General features: G+C 74.9%; 14 protein-coding genes. 5 read left to right on the top strand and 9 right to left on the bottom strand.

Annotated features, from left to right (window positions below):
* Positions 1 to 3: 3 nt before the first annotated feature.
* From ABZ449_RS19190 to ABZ449_RS19200, 3 genes are read right to left on the bottom strand one after another with little or no spacing between them, the layout of a single operon-like run.
* On the bottom strand, positions 4 to 4371 hold the full coding sequence (locus ABZ449_RS19190) for an AMP-binding protein (RefSeq protein WP_360347085.1): 4368 nt from the start codon (positions 4369 to 4371) through the stop codon (positions 4 to 6).
* On the bottom strand, positions 4368 to 4946 hold the full coding sequence (locus ABZ449_RS19195) for a DUF6309 family protein (RefSeq protein WP_360347087.1): 579 nt from the start codon (positions 4944 to 4946) through the stop codon (positions 4368 to 4370). The genes ABZ449_RS19190 and ABZ449_RS19195 overlap by 4 nt, the downstream gene beginning before the upstream one ends.
* 11 nt (positions 4947 to 4957) lie before the next feature.
* Positions 4958 to 5881, bottom strand: coding sequence for a phytanoyl-CoA dioxygenase (locus tag ABZ449_RS19200; protein ID WP_360347089.1), 924 nt, complete (start codon positions 5879 to 5881; stop codon positions 4958 to 4960).
* A gap of 375 nt (positions 5882 to 6256) precedes the next feature.
* Between ABZ449_RS19200 and ABZ449_RS19205 the strand changes: the two genes are divergently transcribed.
* The 3 genes from ABZ449_RS19205 (at position 6257) to ABZ449_RS19215 (ending at position 7962) form a co-directional block, all read left to right on the top strand.
* Positions 6257 to 6919: a TetR/AcrR family transcriptional regulator gene (locus ABZ449_RS19205; RefSeq protein ID WP_360347091.1), complete on the top strand. Its 663-nt coding sequence runs from the start codon at positions 6257 to 6259 to the stop codon at positions 6917 to 6919.
* Between the two features lie 147 nt (positions 6920 to 7066).
* Positions 7067 to 7261 carry a DUF1918 domain-containing protein gene (locus ABZ449_RS19210; protein WP_360347093.1) on the top strand — a complete coding sequence of 65 codons (195 nt, stop codon included), beginning with the start codon at positions 7067 to 7069 and terminating at the stop codon, positions 7259 to 7261.
* A 44-nt stretch (positions 7262 to 7305) separates the two neighbouring features.
* A complete protein-coding gene (locus ABZ449_RS19215; RefSeq protein ID WP_360347095.1) occupies positions 7306 to 7962 on the top strand; it encodes a DedA family protein in 657 nt (218 codons plus the stop codon).
* 89 nt (positions 7963 to 8051) lie between these two features.
* Here the strand turns inward: ABZ449_RS19215 and ABZ449_RS19220 are convergent, their stop codons facing one another.
* Positions 8052 to 8792, bottom strand: coding sequence for a PIG-L deacetylase family protein (locus ABZ449_RS19220; RefSeq protein WP_360347097.1), 741 nt, complete (start codon positions 8790 to 8792; stop codon positions 8052 to 8054).
* A gap of 215 nt (positions 8793 to 9007) precedes the next feature.
* Between ABZ449_RS19220 and ABZ449_RS19225 the strand changes: the two genes are divergently transcribed.
* Together ABZ449_RS19225 and ABZ449_RS19230 are read left to right on the top strand one after the other, a co-directional pair.
* Positions 9008 to 10027, top strand: a complete 1020-nt coding sequence (locus ABZ449_RS19225; protein WP_360347099.1) for an NADP-dependent oxidoreductase — start codon at positions 9008 to 9010, stop codon at positions 10025 to 10027.
* Between the two features lie 16 nt (positions 10028 to 10043).
* Positions 10044 to 10436 (top strand): MerR family transcriptional regulator, encoded by a 393-nt coding sequence (locus ABZ449_RS19230; RefSeq protein WP_360347101.1) that lies wholly within the window; start codon positions 10044 to 10046, stop codon positions 10434 to 10436.
* Positions 10437 to 10563: 127 nt separating this feature from the next.
* On the opposite strand, the gene ABZ449_RS19235 is transcribed toward ABZ449_RS19230, so the two are convergent.
* The 5 genes from ABZ449_RS19235 to ABZ449_RS19255 all read right to left on the bottom strand — a co-directional run bounded on the left by ABZ449_RS19235 (position 10564) and on the right by ABZ449_RS19255 (position 16155).
* On the bottom strand, positions 10564 to 11784 hold the full coding sequence (locus ABZ449_RS19235) for an MFS transporter (RefSeq protein WP_360347103.1): 1221 nt from the start codon (positions 11782 to 11784) through the stop codon (positions 10564 to 10566).
* A 5-nt stretch (positions 11785 to 11789) separates the two neighbouring features.
* On the bottom strand, positions 11790 to 12392 hold the full coding sequence (locus tag ABZ449_RS19240) for a GNAT family N-acetyltransferase (protein ID WP_360347105.1): 603 nt from the start codon (positions 12390 to 12392) through the stop codon (positions 11790 to 11792).
* Positions 12389 to 13603 carry a type III PLP-dependent enzyme gene (locus ABZ449_RS19245; RefSeq protein ID WP_360347198.1) on the bottom strand — a complete coding sequence of 405 codons (1215 nt, stop codon included), beginning with the start codon at positions 13601 to 13603 and terminating at the stop codon, positions 12389 to 12391. Before ABZ449_RS19245 ends, ABZ449_RS19240 begins: the two co-directional genes overlap by 4 nt.
* 147 nt (positions 13604 to 13750) lie before the next feature.
* A complete protein-coding gene (locus tag ABZ449_RS19250; protein ID WP_360347107.1) occupies positions 13751 to 15064 on the bottom strand; it encodes a DUF6271 family protein in 1314 nt (437 codons plus the stop codon).
* Positions 15046 to 16155, bottom strand: coding sequence for a phytanoyl-CoA dioxygenase family protein (locus ABZ449_RS19255; protein WP_360347109.1), 1110 nt, complete (start codon positions 16153 to 16155; stop codon positions 15046 to 15048). Before ABZ449_RS19255 ends, ABZ449_RS19250 begins: the two co-directional genes overlap by 19 nt.
* Between the last annotated feature and the right edge of the window lie 23 nt (positions 16156 to 16178).

Consider the following 16178-nt stretch of genomic DNA (forward strand, 5'->3'; position numbering starts at 1 on the left):
CCTTCACGAGTTGGTCCTGCCTTCGGGGATGTCTTCACCGATGTCGTCACCGGCGACGTCACGGATCCGGTCGCGGGCGACATCACTCATGTCGTCACGATCGGCCGGGCTCGGGCCGACGGGCGGCAGGTAGCCGGCCTCGGCGGCCCAGGTGAGCGCGGCCGACCACCACTGCGGGGTCGGCGCGGCGAAGCGCACGCCCAGCCGGTCGAGCACCGCGGTCGTGTACGCGCTGTCCACCACCACCCGGCGCTCCTCCTGCGCCGCCCACGCGGCGGCCACCCGGGCGGCCGTCGGATGGCGGCGCTCGGCCCGGGCCAGGGCCGCCGCGAAGCCCTCCTCGTCGGTGAGCCGCACCCGGTGGCCGTGCCCGGACAGCCACCGCACCAGTTCGTCGTGCGGAACGGAGTGCGGCGTCTCCACGTGGTACGCGCCGGGCGCGGCGTACGGGTCGAGGGCGATCGCGGCGATCCCGGCGGCCACCGTGTCCACGTACGAGAACGCGAAGGCGGTGTCCGGCCGGCTCGGCGCGGCGCCGGCCAGCAGGTAGCCGCGGATCAGCTGGTAGATCCGGTTGTCGCCGGCGTTGGCCTGGAAGGCGCCGGTCCTGCTGTGCGCCGCGATGTGGCCGCTGCGGTGCAGATAGGCGGCGTGTCCACGGGCGGCCCAGGCCCGGACGGCCTGCTCGGCCCGGTACTTGGTCCGCTCGTACGGGGTGCGGAAGTGCTGGCCGATCTCCAGGTCCGCCTCGCTGAACCGGCGCTGCGGGCCGTCGACGCCGCCGGAGACGGCGAGCGTGGAGACGTGGTGGACCCGGGCGTCGGGCGCGTTCTCCCCGACCCAGTCGAGCAGCCGCCGCACCGCCGTGTGGTTGGTGCGCTCCAGGTCGTCGGGCGAGGCCACCAGCCGGACGTCCGCGGCCGCGTGCACCACCAGGTGGGCGCCCCGGGCGAGTTCCCGGGCGGCCGGGGAGAGGCCGAGGCCGTCCCGATCGATGTCCCCGGCGAGCGCGCGGGCGGGGCCGGCCGCCCCGGCACCGAGCCGCTTCAGCGCCTCGGCGTCGTCCCCCGCCCGCACCAGGCAGGTGACCTCGGCACCGCGCCGGAGGAAGTCCGCCAGCAGGTGCCGCCCGAGGTAGCCGGTGGCGCCGGTGAGCAGCACCCTGGCGGGTTCACGCACCCTCGCCCGGGCGGCCGGGGCGACGCCGGGGTGCAGCAGCTGGCCGGAGGTGGACAGCCGCGACCGGACGGGCGGCGCGGCCTCCGGTTCCCGGGCCTCGGCCGCCACGGCCCCGGCGAACCGCGCGGTGATCCGCTCGGCGGCGGGGTGCGGCAGGCCGGGCCGGCCGTACACCAGGTCGGCGACCAGCCGCTGTTCCACCACCCGTGCGGTGAGGCGCAGTTCGTACAGCGGGTCGCCCCCGGCGCAGCGGGCCGTGCCGGCCTGTTCGGCGGCGACCGTCCAGTCCAGCGCGGGCTCCTCGGGCAGCCGGAAGGTGCCGAGGAAGTTGAAGCCGACGACGGGCCGTTCGCCGAGTGCGTCCATCGGCCGGACGGGCGCCTCGCGCAGCCGCCGCGCCACGGTGTCCGGGGTGGCCCCGGCGTCCAGCCCGATGTGCTTGACGGCGGTGAACCAGCCGACGGTGTCCAGGAATTCACCCTCGTCACCGGCCGTGTCCCGGCCGTGGGTCTCGACCTCCACGGCAAGCCGGGACCGACCGCGATCGGCGGTGACGGCCCCGGCGAAGGCGGCCAGCAGTACGGCCTCCAGCCCGGCCCCGGCGCCGTGCCGGGCGATCAGCCGGGCGGTGGCCTCCGGGTCGAGCGCCCAGCTGAGCGCACCGGGCTCCTGGAGCTCCTCGGCTGCGGTCTCTCCGACGGCGGTCTCCTCCGGCACCGGCTCGCCCCCGGGAGACGGGTCCGCGGGAGACGAGACCGCGGGAGACGAACCCGCCGCCCAGGCGTAGAAGTCCGCGGTCGGCGGCAGGTCGGCCGGCTTCCGGTCGAGCACCGCCCGGTACGCGTGCGCCAGGTCGTCCAGCAGGATCCGCCAGGACAGTCCGTCGACCACCAGATGGTGCGCGATCAGCGCGAGCCGGTCGTCCGTCCCGGGCGGACCGGTGAACAGGTGGGCGCGCAGCAGCCGGCCGGCCGACGGGTCGAGGCTGCGGTGGAGCTCGGTACAGACCCCGGCGACGGTGTCGGCGATCTCCCCGGCCGCGCACGGGATCCGGGAGAAGGAGACCGGGTCGAGCCCGGCCACCGCCCGGAGCTCGCCGCAGCCGTCCGGGGTGACCGGCCGGCGCAGCGCCGGGTGCCGCTCCAGGACGGCCGGGACGGCCGCCGAGAGCGCCTCCGGGTCGATGGCGGTGCGGCAGCGCAGCAGCACCGACTGGTTCCATTGCCGCGGCTCCCGCAGCGACCGCTGCCGATACAACCAGCGCTGCGCCGGGGCGAGTCGGCGCCGGCCGGCGTCACCGCGCGGGACCGGGACGGACGGCGCCACGGGGACGGCCGCCGCCGCCAGGCCCTCGGCCGTCGGGTGCCGGTAGAAGTCCTCGTAGGCGACCCGCAGTCCGGAGCGCCGCAGGAAGGCGATGGTGCGCATGGCGAGGATGGAGTCCCCGCCGAGGCTGAGCACGTCGGTGCGCGGCCCGACCGTGGGCAGGCCGAGGGCGCCCGCCCAGAACCGGGCGATCTCCCCGGCCGGGCCGCTCCCGGCCGTGCCGCTGGACTCCGCCCGGGCCTCGACCAGGTCGGCCGCCAGCTCGGCCAGCCGCTGCCGGTCGAGCTTGCCGTTCGGCCCGACCGGGAACCGCGGCAGCACCAGGATCGGCTGCGGCACGGAGTAGCCGGGCAGCCGGTCCCGCAGGTGCACCCGCAGGCTCTCCAGGCCCTCCTCCCCCGCCGGCCCCGCCGAGGTTTCCGACAGGCTGACGACGCCGATCAGTTGGTTGCCGAGCGAGGTCTCCCGCAGCAGCGCCGCCGAGCGGGCGACGCCCGGGTGACCGTCCATGGCCCGCTCGACCTCGGCGAGGTCCACCCGGTAGCCGCGGATCTTCACCTGGCGGTCCACCCGACCCAGGAAGACCAGGTTTCCGTCCGCCCGCCGGCGACACAGGTCACCGGTGCGGTAGACGAGTCGGCCGTCGTGCCGGACGAAGCCGCGCGCGGTCTCGGCCGGCCGTCCGTCGTACCCGGCGGTCACCCCCCGGCCGCCGATGAGCAGTTCGCCCACCGAGCCGTCCGGCACCGCCCGGCCGGCAGCGTCCACCACGGTCAGCAGCACCTCGCCGATCCCGGTGCCGATCGGTACGGTCGGCTCCTCGGTGGGCAGTTGACGGGCGGAGGTGACGAGCAGGCAGGTGGCGCCGACGGTGGTCTCGGTCGGGCCGTAGTGGTTGGCCAGCCGCGCGGTGGTGCCGCCGTCGAGCAGGGCGGCGGCCAGCGGGCGGGGCAGCGGCTCGCCGCCGAGCAGCACGGTGTGCAGCGGCGGGGAGTCGACCGGACGGCCCTCCAGCAGGGCGGTCAGGTGCGAGGGGGTGGTCTTCAGCACATCCACCCGGGCCCGCCGCAGCGAGGCCCAGAAGGCCTCCGGGTCCCGGACCTCACGGTCCGGCACGAGGTGCACCGAGCCGCCGGTGGCCAGGGCGAGCAGCCAGGCGGTGTGGCCGAGGTCGGCGGCCAGGGTGGTGACGTGCGCGGCGCACGGCGCGTCGGCCTCGGTGAGGTCGAGTCGCCCGGCGAGCGCCCGGGCGTAGTGCACGGCGTTGGCGTGGGTGACGGCCACCGCCTTGGGTTCGCCGCTCGACCCGGAGGTGAAGGAGAGGTACGCGAGGTCCTCACCCCGCACCTCGGGGGCCGCCGAAGCGGGCGCCGACGGCGCCCCTGCCTCCGCGGCCTTCCCGCTGTCCGCCGCCTCCCCGGCCGCGACGTCCGCCACCGTCCCCGCGTCGACGTCCACCACCTCTCCGTCGAGCCCGCCCTCGGTGGCCAGCACCCGGGCCACCCGGACGGACGCCAGCCGCCGGGCCAGGTCGGCCGCCGACCAGTCCGGGTCGGCCAGCACGGCCACCGCGCCCGAGCGCAGCACCCCGTGCAGCAGCACCAGCATCCGGGCGTCCCGGGGGCCGACCAGGGCGACCCGGTCACCCCGGCCGGTGCCGGCGGCGGCCAGCCGGGCGGCGATCCGGTCGGCCGCGGCGTCGACCGTGCGGTAGTCGAAGCTGCGGACCCCGTCGCCCAGGGCGGGCCGGTCGGGGTGGGCCCGGGCGAGGTGCGCGAGCAGCTCGGGCAGTGAACGGGCGCGGCGGACGGGGTCGGCCGAGCGGCCGCAGGACGCGGACGGGAGGTGCTGCGTCGCGGAGGTCACGCCGATTCGTCCTCCGTCCGGCCCGTCCGGCCCGCCGGGGCGGGCCCGGCGACCACCTCCGGGTCGCCCACCAGGTAGCCGTCGAGCAGCGCCCGCTCGGGCAGCCGCCCGGCCAACTCCCAGGCCAGCATGCGGTGCAGGCCGTCGAGGTGGATCAGCCCCGACCGGACCGCGAGGTCCCCGTAGTCGGAGTGGTCGACGGGGGCGGTGCTGAGGAAGAGGGGCGTGAACGGCGCCCACCGCAGCAGCCGCAGCTTCGCCGCGCAGACCGGGTTGGCGGCGGTCCAGGCGGCTCCGCCGAGGCGGACCCGCTCGGCCGCCTCGGCCACCGTCAGCCCGGAGCGCGGCACCATCTCGAGCTCCCCGCCCTCGCTGAGGTGCCAGGGCAGCACGACGTTCAGGACGTCCGCCCGGGAGAGCCGGATCCGCCACCAGCCGCCGGGGATGCGGTCGGCACGTTCGAGGTTCTCCTCGCCGTACATGTTGCTGTTCGCCTCGTGGGCCCGCTCCACCGGGTGGTCCCGCAGGTAGGCGTCGTGGACCTCGGGGAAGGCGACGGCGGTGACGATCTCCACGGCAGTGCTCCTCAGACGGTTCCGGTGAACTCGGTGCGAGCGTGGTCGCCACGCGTGCACTCGGTGCGAGCGTGGTCGCCGCCGCCCGCGTACTCCGTGCCGGCGCGCTCGCCACCGCCCGCGTACCCCGTGCCGGCGCGCTCGCCGCCCGGGTACTCGGTGAAGTGCCGCTCGGCGAACAGCTCGGGCCACTGGCCGTCGGCCAGGTCCAGTTCGCGGGCCCGGGCGAGCATCTGCCGCCAGTACGGCTTCACCGGGCGCCAGCGCGCCCCCACCTGGCAGTAGGAGGCGTCGACGAAGTACCGGGGGTGGCCCGGGCCCTCGGGCGCCGGCCTGCGGGTGTGGAACAGCGCCGAGTTGAGCAGCACCGTCGTGCCGGGCGGCAGCCGGTCGATGACCACCTCGCCGGGCAGTTCCGCGGTGCCGTGGTGGGCGAGGGCGGACTTGCCGGCGGCGCGCAGGTGCGAGCCGGGCAGCACCGCCAGGCTGCCGACCTTCTCGTCCAGTCCGCCGAGGTAGTGCAGTGTGTGAACCATCAGCAGCGACGGGTCGGAGCGGTCGTTGGGCTCGCAGTCGTGGTGCCAGGCCTTGCCCGGGATCCCCGGGTCCTGGCGGTCGCTGTGCAGGTGGTGGAAGACGAAGTCCGGCCCGAGCAGGCGGGTCAGGGTGCGCAGCAGCGGCGGGTGGGTGAGGAGCTCGCCGTGGGCGGGCAGTTCCAGTTCCAGCAGCGGGGGTGGTCCGAGGCGTAAGGGGTCGGCGCACGCGGCGATCGACCGGGCCCGCAGGCCCTCGTCCACCCATCGGTCGACCTCGGGGGCGAGCCGTTCGCGCAGTGCTTCCGGCAGCAGGCCGGGCAGGACCAGGTACCCGGATTCCAGGAACTGGCGGCGGTGCTCGGTGTCGAGGGCCTCACGCCCTCCGGAGGACAGCGTCACCGAACCGATCCCCTCCTTCCGTCGGGCGGGCACACACAGAGACGTGGCGCCACGGGGCGTGGCGCGGGCAGTGGGGGCACACGGGTCCGTCCAGACCTCGGGTGGCGGGGGAGCGTCCGTCACGGGCGTCTCGGCCGCCACGGCTGAATCGCGATCACCACGAAGAGGAATGCGTTGATCACGCAAGGTAGTCCGCCTCAGGAGTATGAACCCGTCATCGCGTCCACGACAAGGCCGATGCCGGCTCGTGGACACCTTCCCGCCACCGTGCCGTTCAGCTCCGGCCACGACTCGACTCCCGCCCCACCGGGAACTCCGGGCCGTCCGCGCCCCGGGGATTCGCCGCCGTCACGACGGATGCGGCACAGTGAGGTCATGAGCGACAGGAGTCACCCCGTCCCGGGGCCGGTCAGGCGCCGTCCGGTCCAGCAGCGCAGCCTGGAGCGGTACGGCCGCATCCTGGACGCCTGCGCCGGGCTGCTGGACGAGGTCGGGGCGACCGCGCTCACCACCAAGGAGGTCGCCCAGCGCGCCCAGGTGCCGATCGGCACCCTCTACCAGTTCTTCGCCGGCAAGGAGGACCTGCTGGCCGCGCTCGCCACCCGCAACCTCGACCGGTACCTCCAGCGCCTGGACGCCCGGCTGGCCGCCGCCGCCCCGGTCGGCCCGGCCGTCTTCACCGACCTCGCCGTGGAGGAGTTCGTGGCGATGAAGCGCGCGGTGCCGGGCTTCGGCCAGCTGGACTTCGGCCTGGCGGGTCCGGCCGTCCCCTCCGGCGTCCAGGACGACCTGCACCTGCTGGACGCGGGTGTGGACAACAACACCGCCGTCGCGCTGCGGCTCCAGGCACTCGGCGGCGAACTCTTCCGGGCGGGCGACCCGAGGGCCACCACGCTGGCCCTGCGGGTGGCCCTGGAGGCCGCCGACGCGGTGCTCAAACTGGCCTTCCGGGAGGCCCCCGACGGCGATCCGGCGCTGATCGCCGAGTGCAAGCGGTTGGTCCGCGGCTACCTCGCGCAACAGTCCGCCGCCCGCTGACGCCCGGCCCCGCGGCGCCGGCGCGTCCCGGAGCGTCCCAGCGCGTCCCGTCCGCCCGAGGCGTTGCGAGCTCGCCCCACCCGCAGCACAGTGGATAGCGGGAACGGCCGTGGAGGCGGCCGGGCACACGACCCGAGGGAGCAGACCATGCACGCATCGGTAGGCGACCAGCTCCACATCCACAGCAGGTCGGTGGGCATGACGGACCAGAAGGGCGAGATCGTCGAGGTGCGCGGCGTCGACGGAGAGCCGCCGTACGTGGTCCGGTTCGAGGACGGCCACGAGGGCCTGATCTACCCCGGCCCCGACTGCAACATCGAACCCCGCAAGGCGAACCGCTGACCGAAGCCCCCGCCACCCCGCCCCGCGCGAGGTGGTGAGGAGCGGTGTCCGCTCCCACGACTCCCCTGCCCGGGGCACTCGCCGGGCTCGCGCCACTGCTGGACCACTACGGGTACCTCGCGGTGGCATTGCTCGTGCTGCTGGACAACTGCGGCATCCCGGTGCCCGGGCAGACCATCCTGGTGCTGGCCTCGGTGTACGCCGGCACCGGGCACCTGGACTTCGCCACCGTGCTGGTGATCGCGGCCGGCGCCGCCACGCTCGGCAACAGCCTCGGCTACCTGATCGGCCGCACCGGCGGGCGGGCCTTCGTCCACCGCTGGGGCCGCTACGTGCTGCTCACCCCGGCCCGGATGGAGCGCGCGGACGGCTTCTTCGCCCGGCACGGCGGCCAGGTGGTCACGGTCGCCCGCTTCGTGGACGGGCTGCGCCAGTACAACGGGATCATCGCCGGGACCACGGAGATGCCCTGGCGCCGGTTCTGGCCGTTCAACCTGCTGGGCGCGGTGCTGTGGACGGCGGTCTGGGGCACCCTCGGCTACGTCGCCGGGGCCAACATCGGCACCGTGTACCGCACGGCGCTGCGCTACCAGGTCTGGTTCGCGGTCGGGCTGGGCGTCCTGGTCGCCGCCTTCCTGCTCCGGCACGTGCTGCGGCGCCGGCGCCGGCGCCGCACGGGCACCGACGCCGGGTCCGAGTAGCCGCGGGTCGACGCCGGCCGCCGGTCAGCACAGCGGGTCAACGCAGCGGGCCTGCACAGCGGGCCTGCGCAGCCGGTCAACGCAGCCGGTCAACGCAGCGGGAACACCTCGAACGGCACCGCGAAGCGCGTCCCGAGCCGGGTGCCCGCGCCCCGGCTGGCGCCCTCCAGGAACTCCCGCGGCTCCGCCATCGCCCCGCCCAGCCCGGCCAGGTACGCCTTGTGCTCCTCCAGCGAGGCGACGCCCCGGTCGAAGTGCTCGGTGGTGTCCACCGCGTGCTTCGCCTCCGGCGAGGCCGCCGCCCAGATCTGCCGCACGCCGTTCCACGGCTCGTGGCCCTCGGCCAGCAGTTCGCGGAACACCCAGCGGTTCCCGGCGTCCCGGACCCCGTCCAGGGTGGCCCGGCCGACCGCGATGTGGTCGGCCTGGTTGAGGAACACCCCTCCGTAGGTGTCCCGGAAGTTGCTGGTGATCACGATGTCCGGCCGGTGTCTGCGCACCACCCGGGCGATGTCCCGGCGCAGCGGCAGCCCGTACTCCACCACGCCGTCCGGGTAGCCGAGGAACTCGACGGTGTCGACGCCGACCACGCGCGCCGAGGCGACCTGCTCGGCCTCCCGCAGCGGGCCGCACTCGGCCGGGTCCAGCGAGTCGATGCCCGCCTCGCCGCTGGTGACCATCGCGTAGACGACCTTCTTGCCCTGCGAGGTCCAGCGGGCGACGGCCGCGGCCCCGCCGTACTCCATGTCATCGGGGTGGGCCACGATCGCCAGCGCGGTCTGCCAGTCCTCGTCGACGGGCTCGAAGGGCTCGGGGGCCTGCTCGGTCATGCTGCTCGTTCCTCTCGGTGCGGCTCACGGTCGTACATCCGCACTTCGGCCGTACGGTCGTACCGCACGCGACTCTAGAAGACCCGCGTCCCCCACGCCCCGTCAGACACCGCCGCACCCGTACGACTTGCCCCTGACGCAAGCGGCAGGGGTTACCGTCCGGCGTCCCGCGGCGCCGCCGAGTGCCGCCTCCCCCTGCTCCGAGGAGTGCCGCCATGGCCCTGCCCACCACCGCCCGCGTCGTCCGGCTGTCCGCCGCACCGGTCGGGCTGCCCACGCCCGGGGACTTCGCCGTGGCCGAGGAGCCGCTGGCGGCCCCCGGCCCCGGGGAGGTGCTCGTCCGCAACCGGGCCTTCCTGGTCTTCTCCGGCCTGCGCACGCTGATCGGCGGCGCGGGCTCCGGCCTGCCGCTGTCGCGCATCGCCCCGGGGGACGCCCTGTTCGGGCCCGCCCTCGCCGAGGTGCTGGCCGCACCGGAGGACGGGCCGCTGCGCCCGGGCGACCTGGTCACCCACCTGTACGGCTGGCGGAGCCACGCGCTCGCCGAGGCCGCGCGGTTCACCCCCGTGCCGTCGGACTTCCCGGACCCGCTCGCCCTGGTCTCCACCGCCTCGGCCGGCTACGGCGGGCTGACCCGCTCCGCCGGGGTGCGCCGGGGCGACGTGGTGTTGGTGACCGGTGCGGCGGGCGCGGTCGGCACGGTGGCCGGGCAGGTCGCCCGGCTGCTCGGCGCCGCCCGGGTGATCGGCACCACCCGCTCGCCCGCCAAGGCGAAGCGGCTGACCACCGAACTCGGCTACGACGCGGTGCTGGTGCCCGGCGAGCGCCCGTTCGCCGAGCAGCTGGCCGAGGCCGCTCCGGACGGCGTCGACGTCGTGCTGGACCTCGTCGGCGGCGAGCAGCTGACCGCCGCCGTGGACGCGGCCCGGCGCGGCGCCCGGTTCGCCCTGGTCGGCGCGCTGGCGGGTCAGCTCGCACCGGAGCGCCCGGGCGGGGACGCGCCGTCCGTGGTCGACGCCTTCCGGGTCGTCACCCTCGGCCTGACCCTGCGCGGCCACACCGGGCTCGACCACCCGGACCTGGAGGCCGAGTGGCGGGAGCGCCTGGCCGGCTGGCTGCGCGCCGGGAAGATCGCCATTCCCCGGACACCGGTGGCGGGCATCGACCGGGCCGCCGAAGCGTTGACCGGACTGTTCACCGGGAACACCTTCGGGACGACGATCGTGGAACTCTGACGACCAGGGAGCGGGCATGCGGATCGGGGACGCGGCGGCAGCGGCGGGCACCACACCCAGGGCGCTGCGCTTCTACGAGGAGCGCGGTCTGCTCCACCCGCCCGCCCGCTCCGCCTCGGGACAGCGCGAGTACGGCCCGGCCGAGGTCGCCCGGGTCCGGGTGATCCGCCGACTCCTCGCCCTGGGGCTGACGGTGGACGACCTGGCCAGCCGCGCCCACCGCCTCGACCTGCTCCAGCAGGACCCGCCGGTACGCTGCTCCGGCTCCCCCGGCCCCGACACCTACGCACCCGTCGTCCACGCCCGACTCGCCGCCCTCGACGCCGAGATCGCCCGCCTCACCGAGCTGCGCGCCAGGCTCGCCCGCCACATGGCCACCGGCGGCGCGGACGTGCCGGCCGGGAGCTGACGGGGTCCGGAAGAAGGAGAACCCGCCCGGGCCCTCGCGACGGGGGTGCGAGGGCCCGGACGGGGGTGCGGGGCCGGCCTCAGGTCGGATCGGCTTCAGGTCGGATCGGCCTCAGGTCGGGTCGGCCTCACGTCGGATCGGCGGCGAGTCCGGGGTCGGCGGCGGACGCCGGGGTCTGTGGGCCTGGCCAGCCGATCCGGGTGGCGCAGAGCGAGACGACGGCCGCCGAGGCGGCGACGGCGGCCATGCCCCAGAGCAGGCTGGTGGCGCCGGCGATGAAGCCGATCACGGCGGGGCCGGCCAGCAGGCCGGTGGTACCCATGGCGGCGACCAGCGAGAGGGCGTCCGCGCCCTGCCGGGCGGCGGCGACGTAGACGCACGGGGTCACCGCGGCCACGCCGAGGCCGACGCAGGCGAAGCCGAGCAGGGTCGGGACGACGCCGCCGACCGCCAGGGCCAGGGCGAGTCCGAGGGCGGCCAGCAGGCTGCCGGTGCGCACGATCCGACCGTCGCCGAAGCGGGTGCGCCAGCCGTCGGCGAAGATCCGGGCGCAGACCATCATCACCGAGACCACCGCGATGCCCATCGGGGCGAGCCCGGCGCCGGCCTGCACGTAGTCCTTGAGGTAGAGCGCCGACCAGTCGTTCATGGCGCCCTCGGTGACGGTGCCGAACACCATCGCCAGACCCATCCAGAGGGTCGCCACGGTCGGCAGCACGAAGCCGCGGCGCTGCTTCTTCTTCTCCTCCTCCTGCTGCTGCGGTTCGGAGGTCTCGTCCGGCCGGTCCGCCAGCAGCCCCGGCCGGGCGGCCGCGACCAGCACCGCGAGCAGCGCGGCGGCCACCCCGAAGTGGGCCGCCAGGGTGCCGGTGACCGACGTGACGCCCGAGGCCAGCAGTGCGGCGAGCAGCGAGCCGGCGCTGAAGGTGGCGTGCAGCCTGGACATCGTGGTCCGCTCGAAGCGGGCCTCCAGCGCGGCGCCCTGGGCGTTCATCGCGACGTTCAGGCAGCCGACCGCGATGCCGTCGAAGAACAGCACCAGCAGCGTCACCGGGTAGTTCGGCACCACCGACAGCGCGAGCAGGACCACGCCGAGGGCGAGCGCGGACAGCACCGAGAGCAGGCGGGAGCCGAGCCGCCGCGTCAGCACCGCGACCAGGGGGAAGGACACCGCCGCGCCGATTCCGCAGGTCATCAGCAGCAGGCCGATCTGGGCCTCGCCCAGATCGAGCCGGGCCTTGAGCGCGGGCACCCGGGAGACCCAGGTCGCGTACTGGAATCCGAGGACGAAGAACAGCGCTCCGATGGCCACTTGGGACCGGCGGAAGTCGTCGCGAACGGGGGACATCGGTATCAGCCCACTTCGGCTCTGGAGTACGGCCCGGGGACCGGCTCCGTGGAGTACGGCCCGGGGCGCTGGTCGGTGGAGTGCGGCAGCGGCCGGACCGGGACGGGCTCCAGCGGCATCGCCATGTAGACCGCCCGGGTGCCGTAGCTCTCGGGCAGGTCGATCTCGGGCCGGGCGCGGTAGCCCAGCGGCGTCCACAGCACGTGCGAGCCGCGGACGGCGACCAGCGAGGCGGTGCGGTAGCCGGCCGTCCGGGCGGTCTCCTCCAGGTGCCGCAGCAGCCGCAGGGACAGGCCCCGGCCGCGTAGTTCCTCGGAGATCACCAGGTCGTGGGCGTGCATGTTGGTCGGCCGCTCGCCCGCACCGGCCCCGTCCTCGCTGCGGCTGAGGTCCGGGCAGCGGAACAGCGGGTACGGCAGGGCTAGCAGGTAGCCGCCGAGGCCGCCCGGGTGCTCCAGCACGAAGCAGGTGTCCGGCGAGGCCCGGTGCCGGGACTTGAGCGCCTCGCGGCCCTCGGACAGGCCGCTGGCGGCGTAGGCGCGCTCCTCCAGCGCGACCACGGCGTCCCAGTCCTCCTCCTGGAGCAGCCGGATGCGGTACTCGCTCATGTGTCTCCTCCGTTGCGGTGCCCGCCGATGCAGCTGTACGGCAGCGGCGCGAAGCCGTTGAACCCCCGGGTGGCGTAGGCGGTGGCGTACGCGCCGCAGGAGTGGACCCACACCGGTTCGCCGGAGCCGATCGCGCGCGGGACGCGCACCAGGCCGCCGTCCTGCGCGTACGCGTCGTCGCTGTCGCAGGTCGGGCCGGCCACCACGGCGTTGACGAACTGACCGCCCGGGTGGGTGGGGAACTCCAGCCGGTACTGGAGCTGGTCCATCTCGTACAGGCCGTTGAACTTGCCGCAGCTGAGGTAGAGCCAGTCCTCCCGGGTGCCGTCGGGGCGGTGGCGGGAGGTGAGCCGGGAGACGTGCGCGCGGATCGCGCCGTGGTCGGCGACCAGGTGGCGTCCGGGCTCCAGCAGGAACTCCAGCGGCCCGGCGTTGACGGCGCGCAGCCGCTCCATGCCCTCGCGGATCACCGCGAACATCTTGTCCAGCGGCGGGTCGAGCGGACGTCCGCCGCGGTCGAGGACGCCGAGGGCGGGCAGTCCGCCGCCGAGGTTGATCCGGGTCGGGGTGATGCCGCGCCAGTTGAGCGCCTCCAGTACGGCGGCCAGCGACTCCACGGCGGCGCCCCAGGCCTCGGCGGTCATCTGCTGCGAGCCGACGTGCACCGACAGCCCGGACGGCACGAGCCCGGCGTCGCGGGCCTCGCCGAGCACCCGCAGCGCGTCCTCGGGCGAGCAGCCGAACTTGTGGCTCAGGCCCCACAGCGCGCCCTCGCCGGTGGTCGCGATCCGGCAGAACACCCGTGCGCCGGGCGCGTGTTCGGCGATCGCCGCGACGTCCTCCAGGCTGTCGGTGGCGAAGTCCCGCACGCCCAGCCGGTGGGCCTCGGCGATGTTGCGGTCGGACTTGACGGTGTTGCCGTAGTGGATCAGCTCGGGCGGCACGCCGGTGCGCAACGCCTGCGCGATCTCCTGCGGGCCGGCCGCGTCGAAGCCCGAGCCGAGGGCGGCGAGGTGGTCCAGCACCTCGTCCACCGGGCAGGCCTTCATCGCGAACCGGACGGCCACGCCGGGCAGTTCGGCGATCAGCGCGGCGTACTGGCGGCCGATGCCGTCGAGGTCGTAGATGATCCGGTCGTCGGTGGCGGCGGCGAGCGCGGCACGCAGCGCGGTGTGGTCGTGCTCGTCGGAGCGGGGTGCCTCGGTGTGCACCACGGAGACGGCCGGGGCGCGGTGGGCGGGCGGGTGGCCGGCGCCGTGGCCGGCCGTCGGGCCGCCCGCGCGGCCGGTGGTGCGGGCCGCGGCACGGCCGGCGGCATGGCTGGTGTTCTGACGTATCACGTGGGGTTCCCCGTCCGGCTAGCGCGGCGGCCGGACGGCGGGGGTGGCCTTGCTCGCCCGCACCAGCGGGCCCCACGCGTCGATCAGCGCTGCGAAGTCCTCGATGTCCGCCTGCGCCTCGTCGAGCAGGCGCGCCCGCAGGGGCGCCAGGTGGTCCGCGAACTCGGCGTACTTCCCGCCGAGCCGCCGGTAGCAGCGGTCCAGCTCGGCGAGCCTGCGGTGGTTCTCCGCGCGGTCCGTCGCGGCACTGCGACGGGCGGCGTCGGCGATCGGCTCGGGGCGGACGCGGTGCTGTTCGTCCAGCAGCGCGTCGCCGGCCGCCTCCGTCTCGGAGTAGACCGGGTAGAGGTAGAGCATGGAGAGCAGGAACTTGGCGTAGCGCAGCTGGTAGGCGGTGAAGCCGGGGCCGGTGCGCCGTTCCGGGGTGTGGTAGTTGACGATGTGGCGGTTGTGGGTGACACCCGGCAGGGTCGCGTCCCGCACCAGGTGGTGCAGGAAGTAGTCGCTGCCGATGGTGTCGGTGGCGGGTGGCAGTGGCACCCGCTCGTACACCTCGTGGTGGAGGCCGATGTTGCACATGTCGATGTGCCAGATGTCGGGCAGGTCGAGCACCGCGCGGTCGGCGGTGAACGGCTCGGTGCCGCCGCCGGTGAAGGAATCGGCGACGAGTTCGCGCTTCTCCTGCTCGCTCGCTCCGGTGGGCGCCCAGAGCGCGACCACGTCGTGGTAGGCCTCGGGGTCGAGTTCCCGGATCTCGCCGACGTCGACGGAGAGTTCACCGACGAAGGAGGCGCCGACCAGCGCGACCGGCTTGTCCGCATGCGCCGGGTCGAGGCTGTTCCCGGTGACGGCGGCGGCCGCGTCGGCGGCCTTCACCCCGAGCGTGGCCAGCTCGTGCTCGATCGGGAACACCGGTTCGCCGTCGAGCAGTTGGTAGCGGCTGTCGGAGTCACGGCGGTGCACCGACTCGCAGCCGAGGGCGGCGGCCAGCAGGAACGCCCGGTTGGTGCAGGCGCCGTAGGAGACGGCGTCGGGCAGCATGAGGCCGAGCAGCCGCTCCGGGCCGGCCGCGCCGGAGCGGTCGATCACCTCGCGCAGGAAGGCGCGTTGGGCGTCCTCGTCCAGGTGGTGGACGACCACGCCCTCGACGACCGGCAGGTCGGCCAGGGCCCGGGCGTGCCGGGCGCGGTCCGCCGGGTCGGCGGAGTCCAGCACCAGCAGGTGCACCCGGACGCCGAACCGCCGTACGGCGTAGGCGGCTTCGGCGCCGATCGCGGTGACGGTGTCCGCGCACTCGCGGTTGGTGGGCAGGGTCAGGCAGACGTCGCGCATTCCCGCTCCCCCGTGGCACCCCGGCGGTCTTCCCCGTCCTGCTCGAACGGCTTGCCGCTCCACGACCGCAGCCCGAGCAGCTTCTCCCCCAGCTCGGTGAGGTCGGCGGCACCGTAGCGCTGCGCCTCGGGCCGGACGGCGTCGCCGACCAGGGTGCGGTTCCAGTCCGGGGTGGCGAGCGTGCGCCAGGACTCCACGCGGGAGCGGCGCAGCTTCTCGGATTCCTCCAGCGCGGGCATCATCGACAGGTACTGCACCGCGCGCACGCCGTTCACGGAGGTGTTGGGCGCGACGCCGTGGGCGAGCAGGCCGTTCCAGATCAGCAGGTCACCGGCCTTCAACTCGGGCCGCACGACGGGGAACTCGGCGCGGTCGACGTCCGGGCGGATCGGGTCGCGGTCGGCCGGCTGGGCGGCCTGCCACTCGTTGAAGCGGCGGAACAGCTCGGGGTCGCACTGGAAGCCTCCGTGGTCGGGGGCGGTGTCGTCGAGCGCGATGATGCCCTGGACGCGCTGCGGCAGGATGCTCCGGGTGGTGTCGACGTCCCAGTGCAGCTCGATGTCGAAGCCGCGGTCGGTGGGCTCGATCAGCGCGCGGTCGCGGTTGCGGACGTTCGGCGGGTTGAGGTTGAGCCGGTCGAGGGTGACCCAGAGCTCCTCGCAGTCCCACACGTCCACGAAGGCGTCGTAGACGCGCTGCGACTGGCGGCTGTCCCAGATGAGCTGGTGGTGGTAGGCCTCGACGAAGCCGTAGACGTGCAGGTGCCGGTCGAGTTCGTCGCGGTACTCGCGCTCGCGGTACCAGTCCTCGGGGCGGTCCGGCGACATGCCCTGGAACTCCCAGGCGAAGTCGAGCAGTCGGCGCGCGGCCTCGGCCGGGACGGCCTGCTTCACCACCACGTAGCCGTACGTCCGCCAGAACGCGTGGTCCTCCTCGGAGAGCACCCGCAGCGGGTGCTTCTTGCGGATCTCGCGCAGCGCCGTCGGGGCGAGGTAGCTCTCGGTGTCGGCACTGAAGTAGGGGCGCTCCGACGCGGCCCGGTACAGGTATTCCCCGGCGGGTCCGTCGGGCTGTTCGACGGGGCTCGGCATGGGCAGTCACTCCACGGTTCGTA

Origin of the sequence: Kitasatospora sp. NPDC005856 (assembly GCF_040629945.1) — a bacterium.
In the GTDB taxonomy this organism is placed as follows: Bacteria; Actinomycetota; Actinomycetes; order Streptomycetales; family Streptomycetaceae; genus Kitasatospora.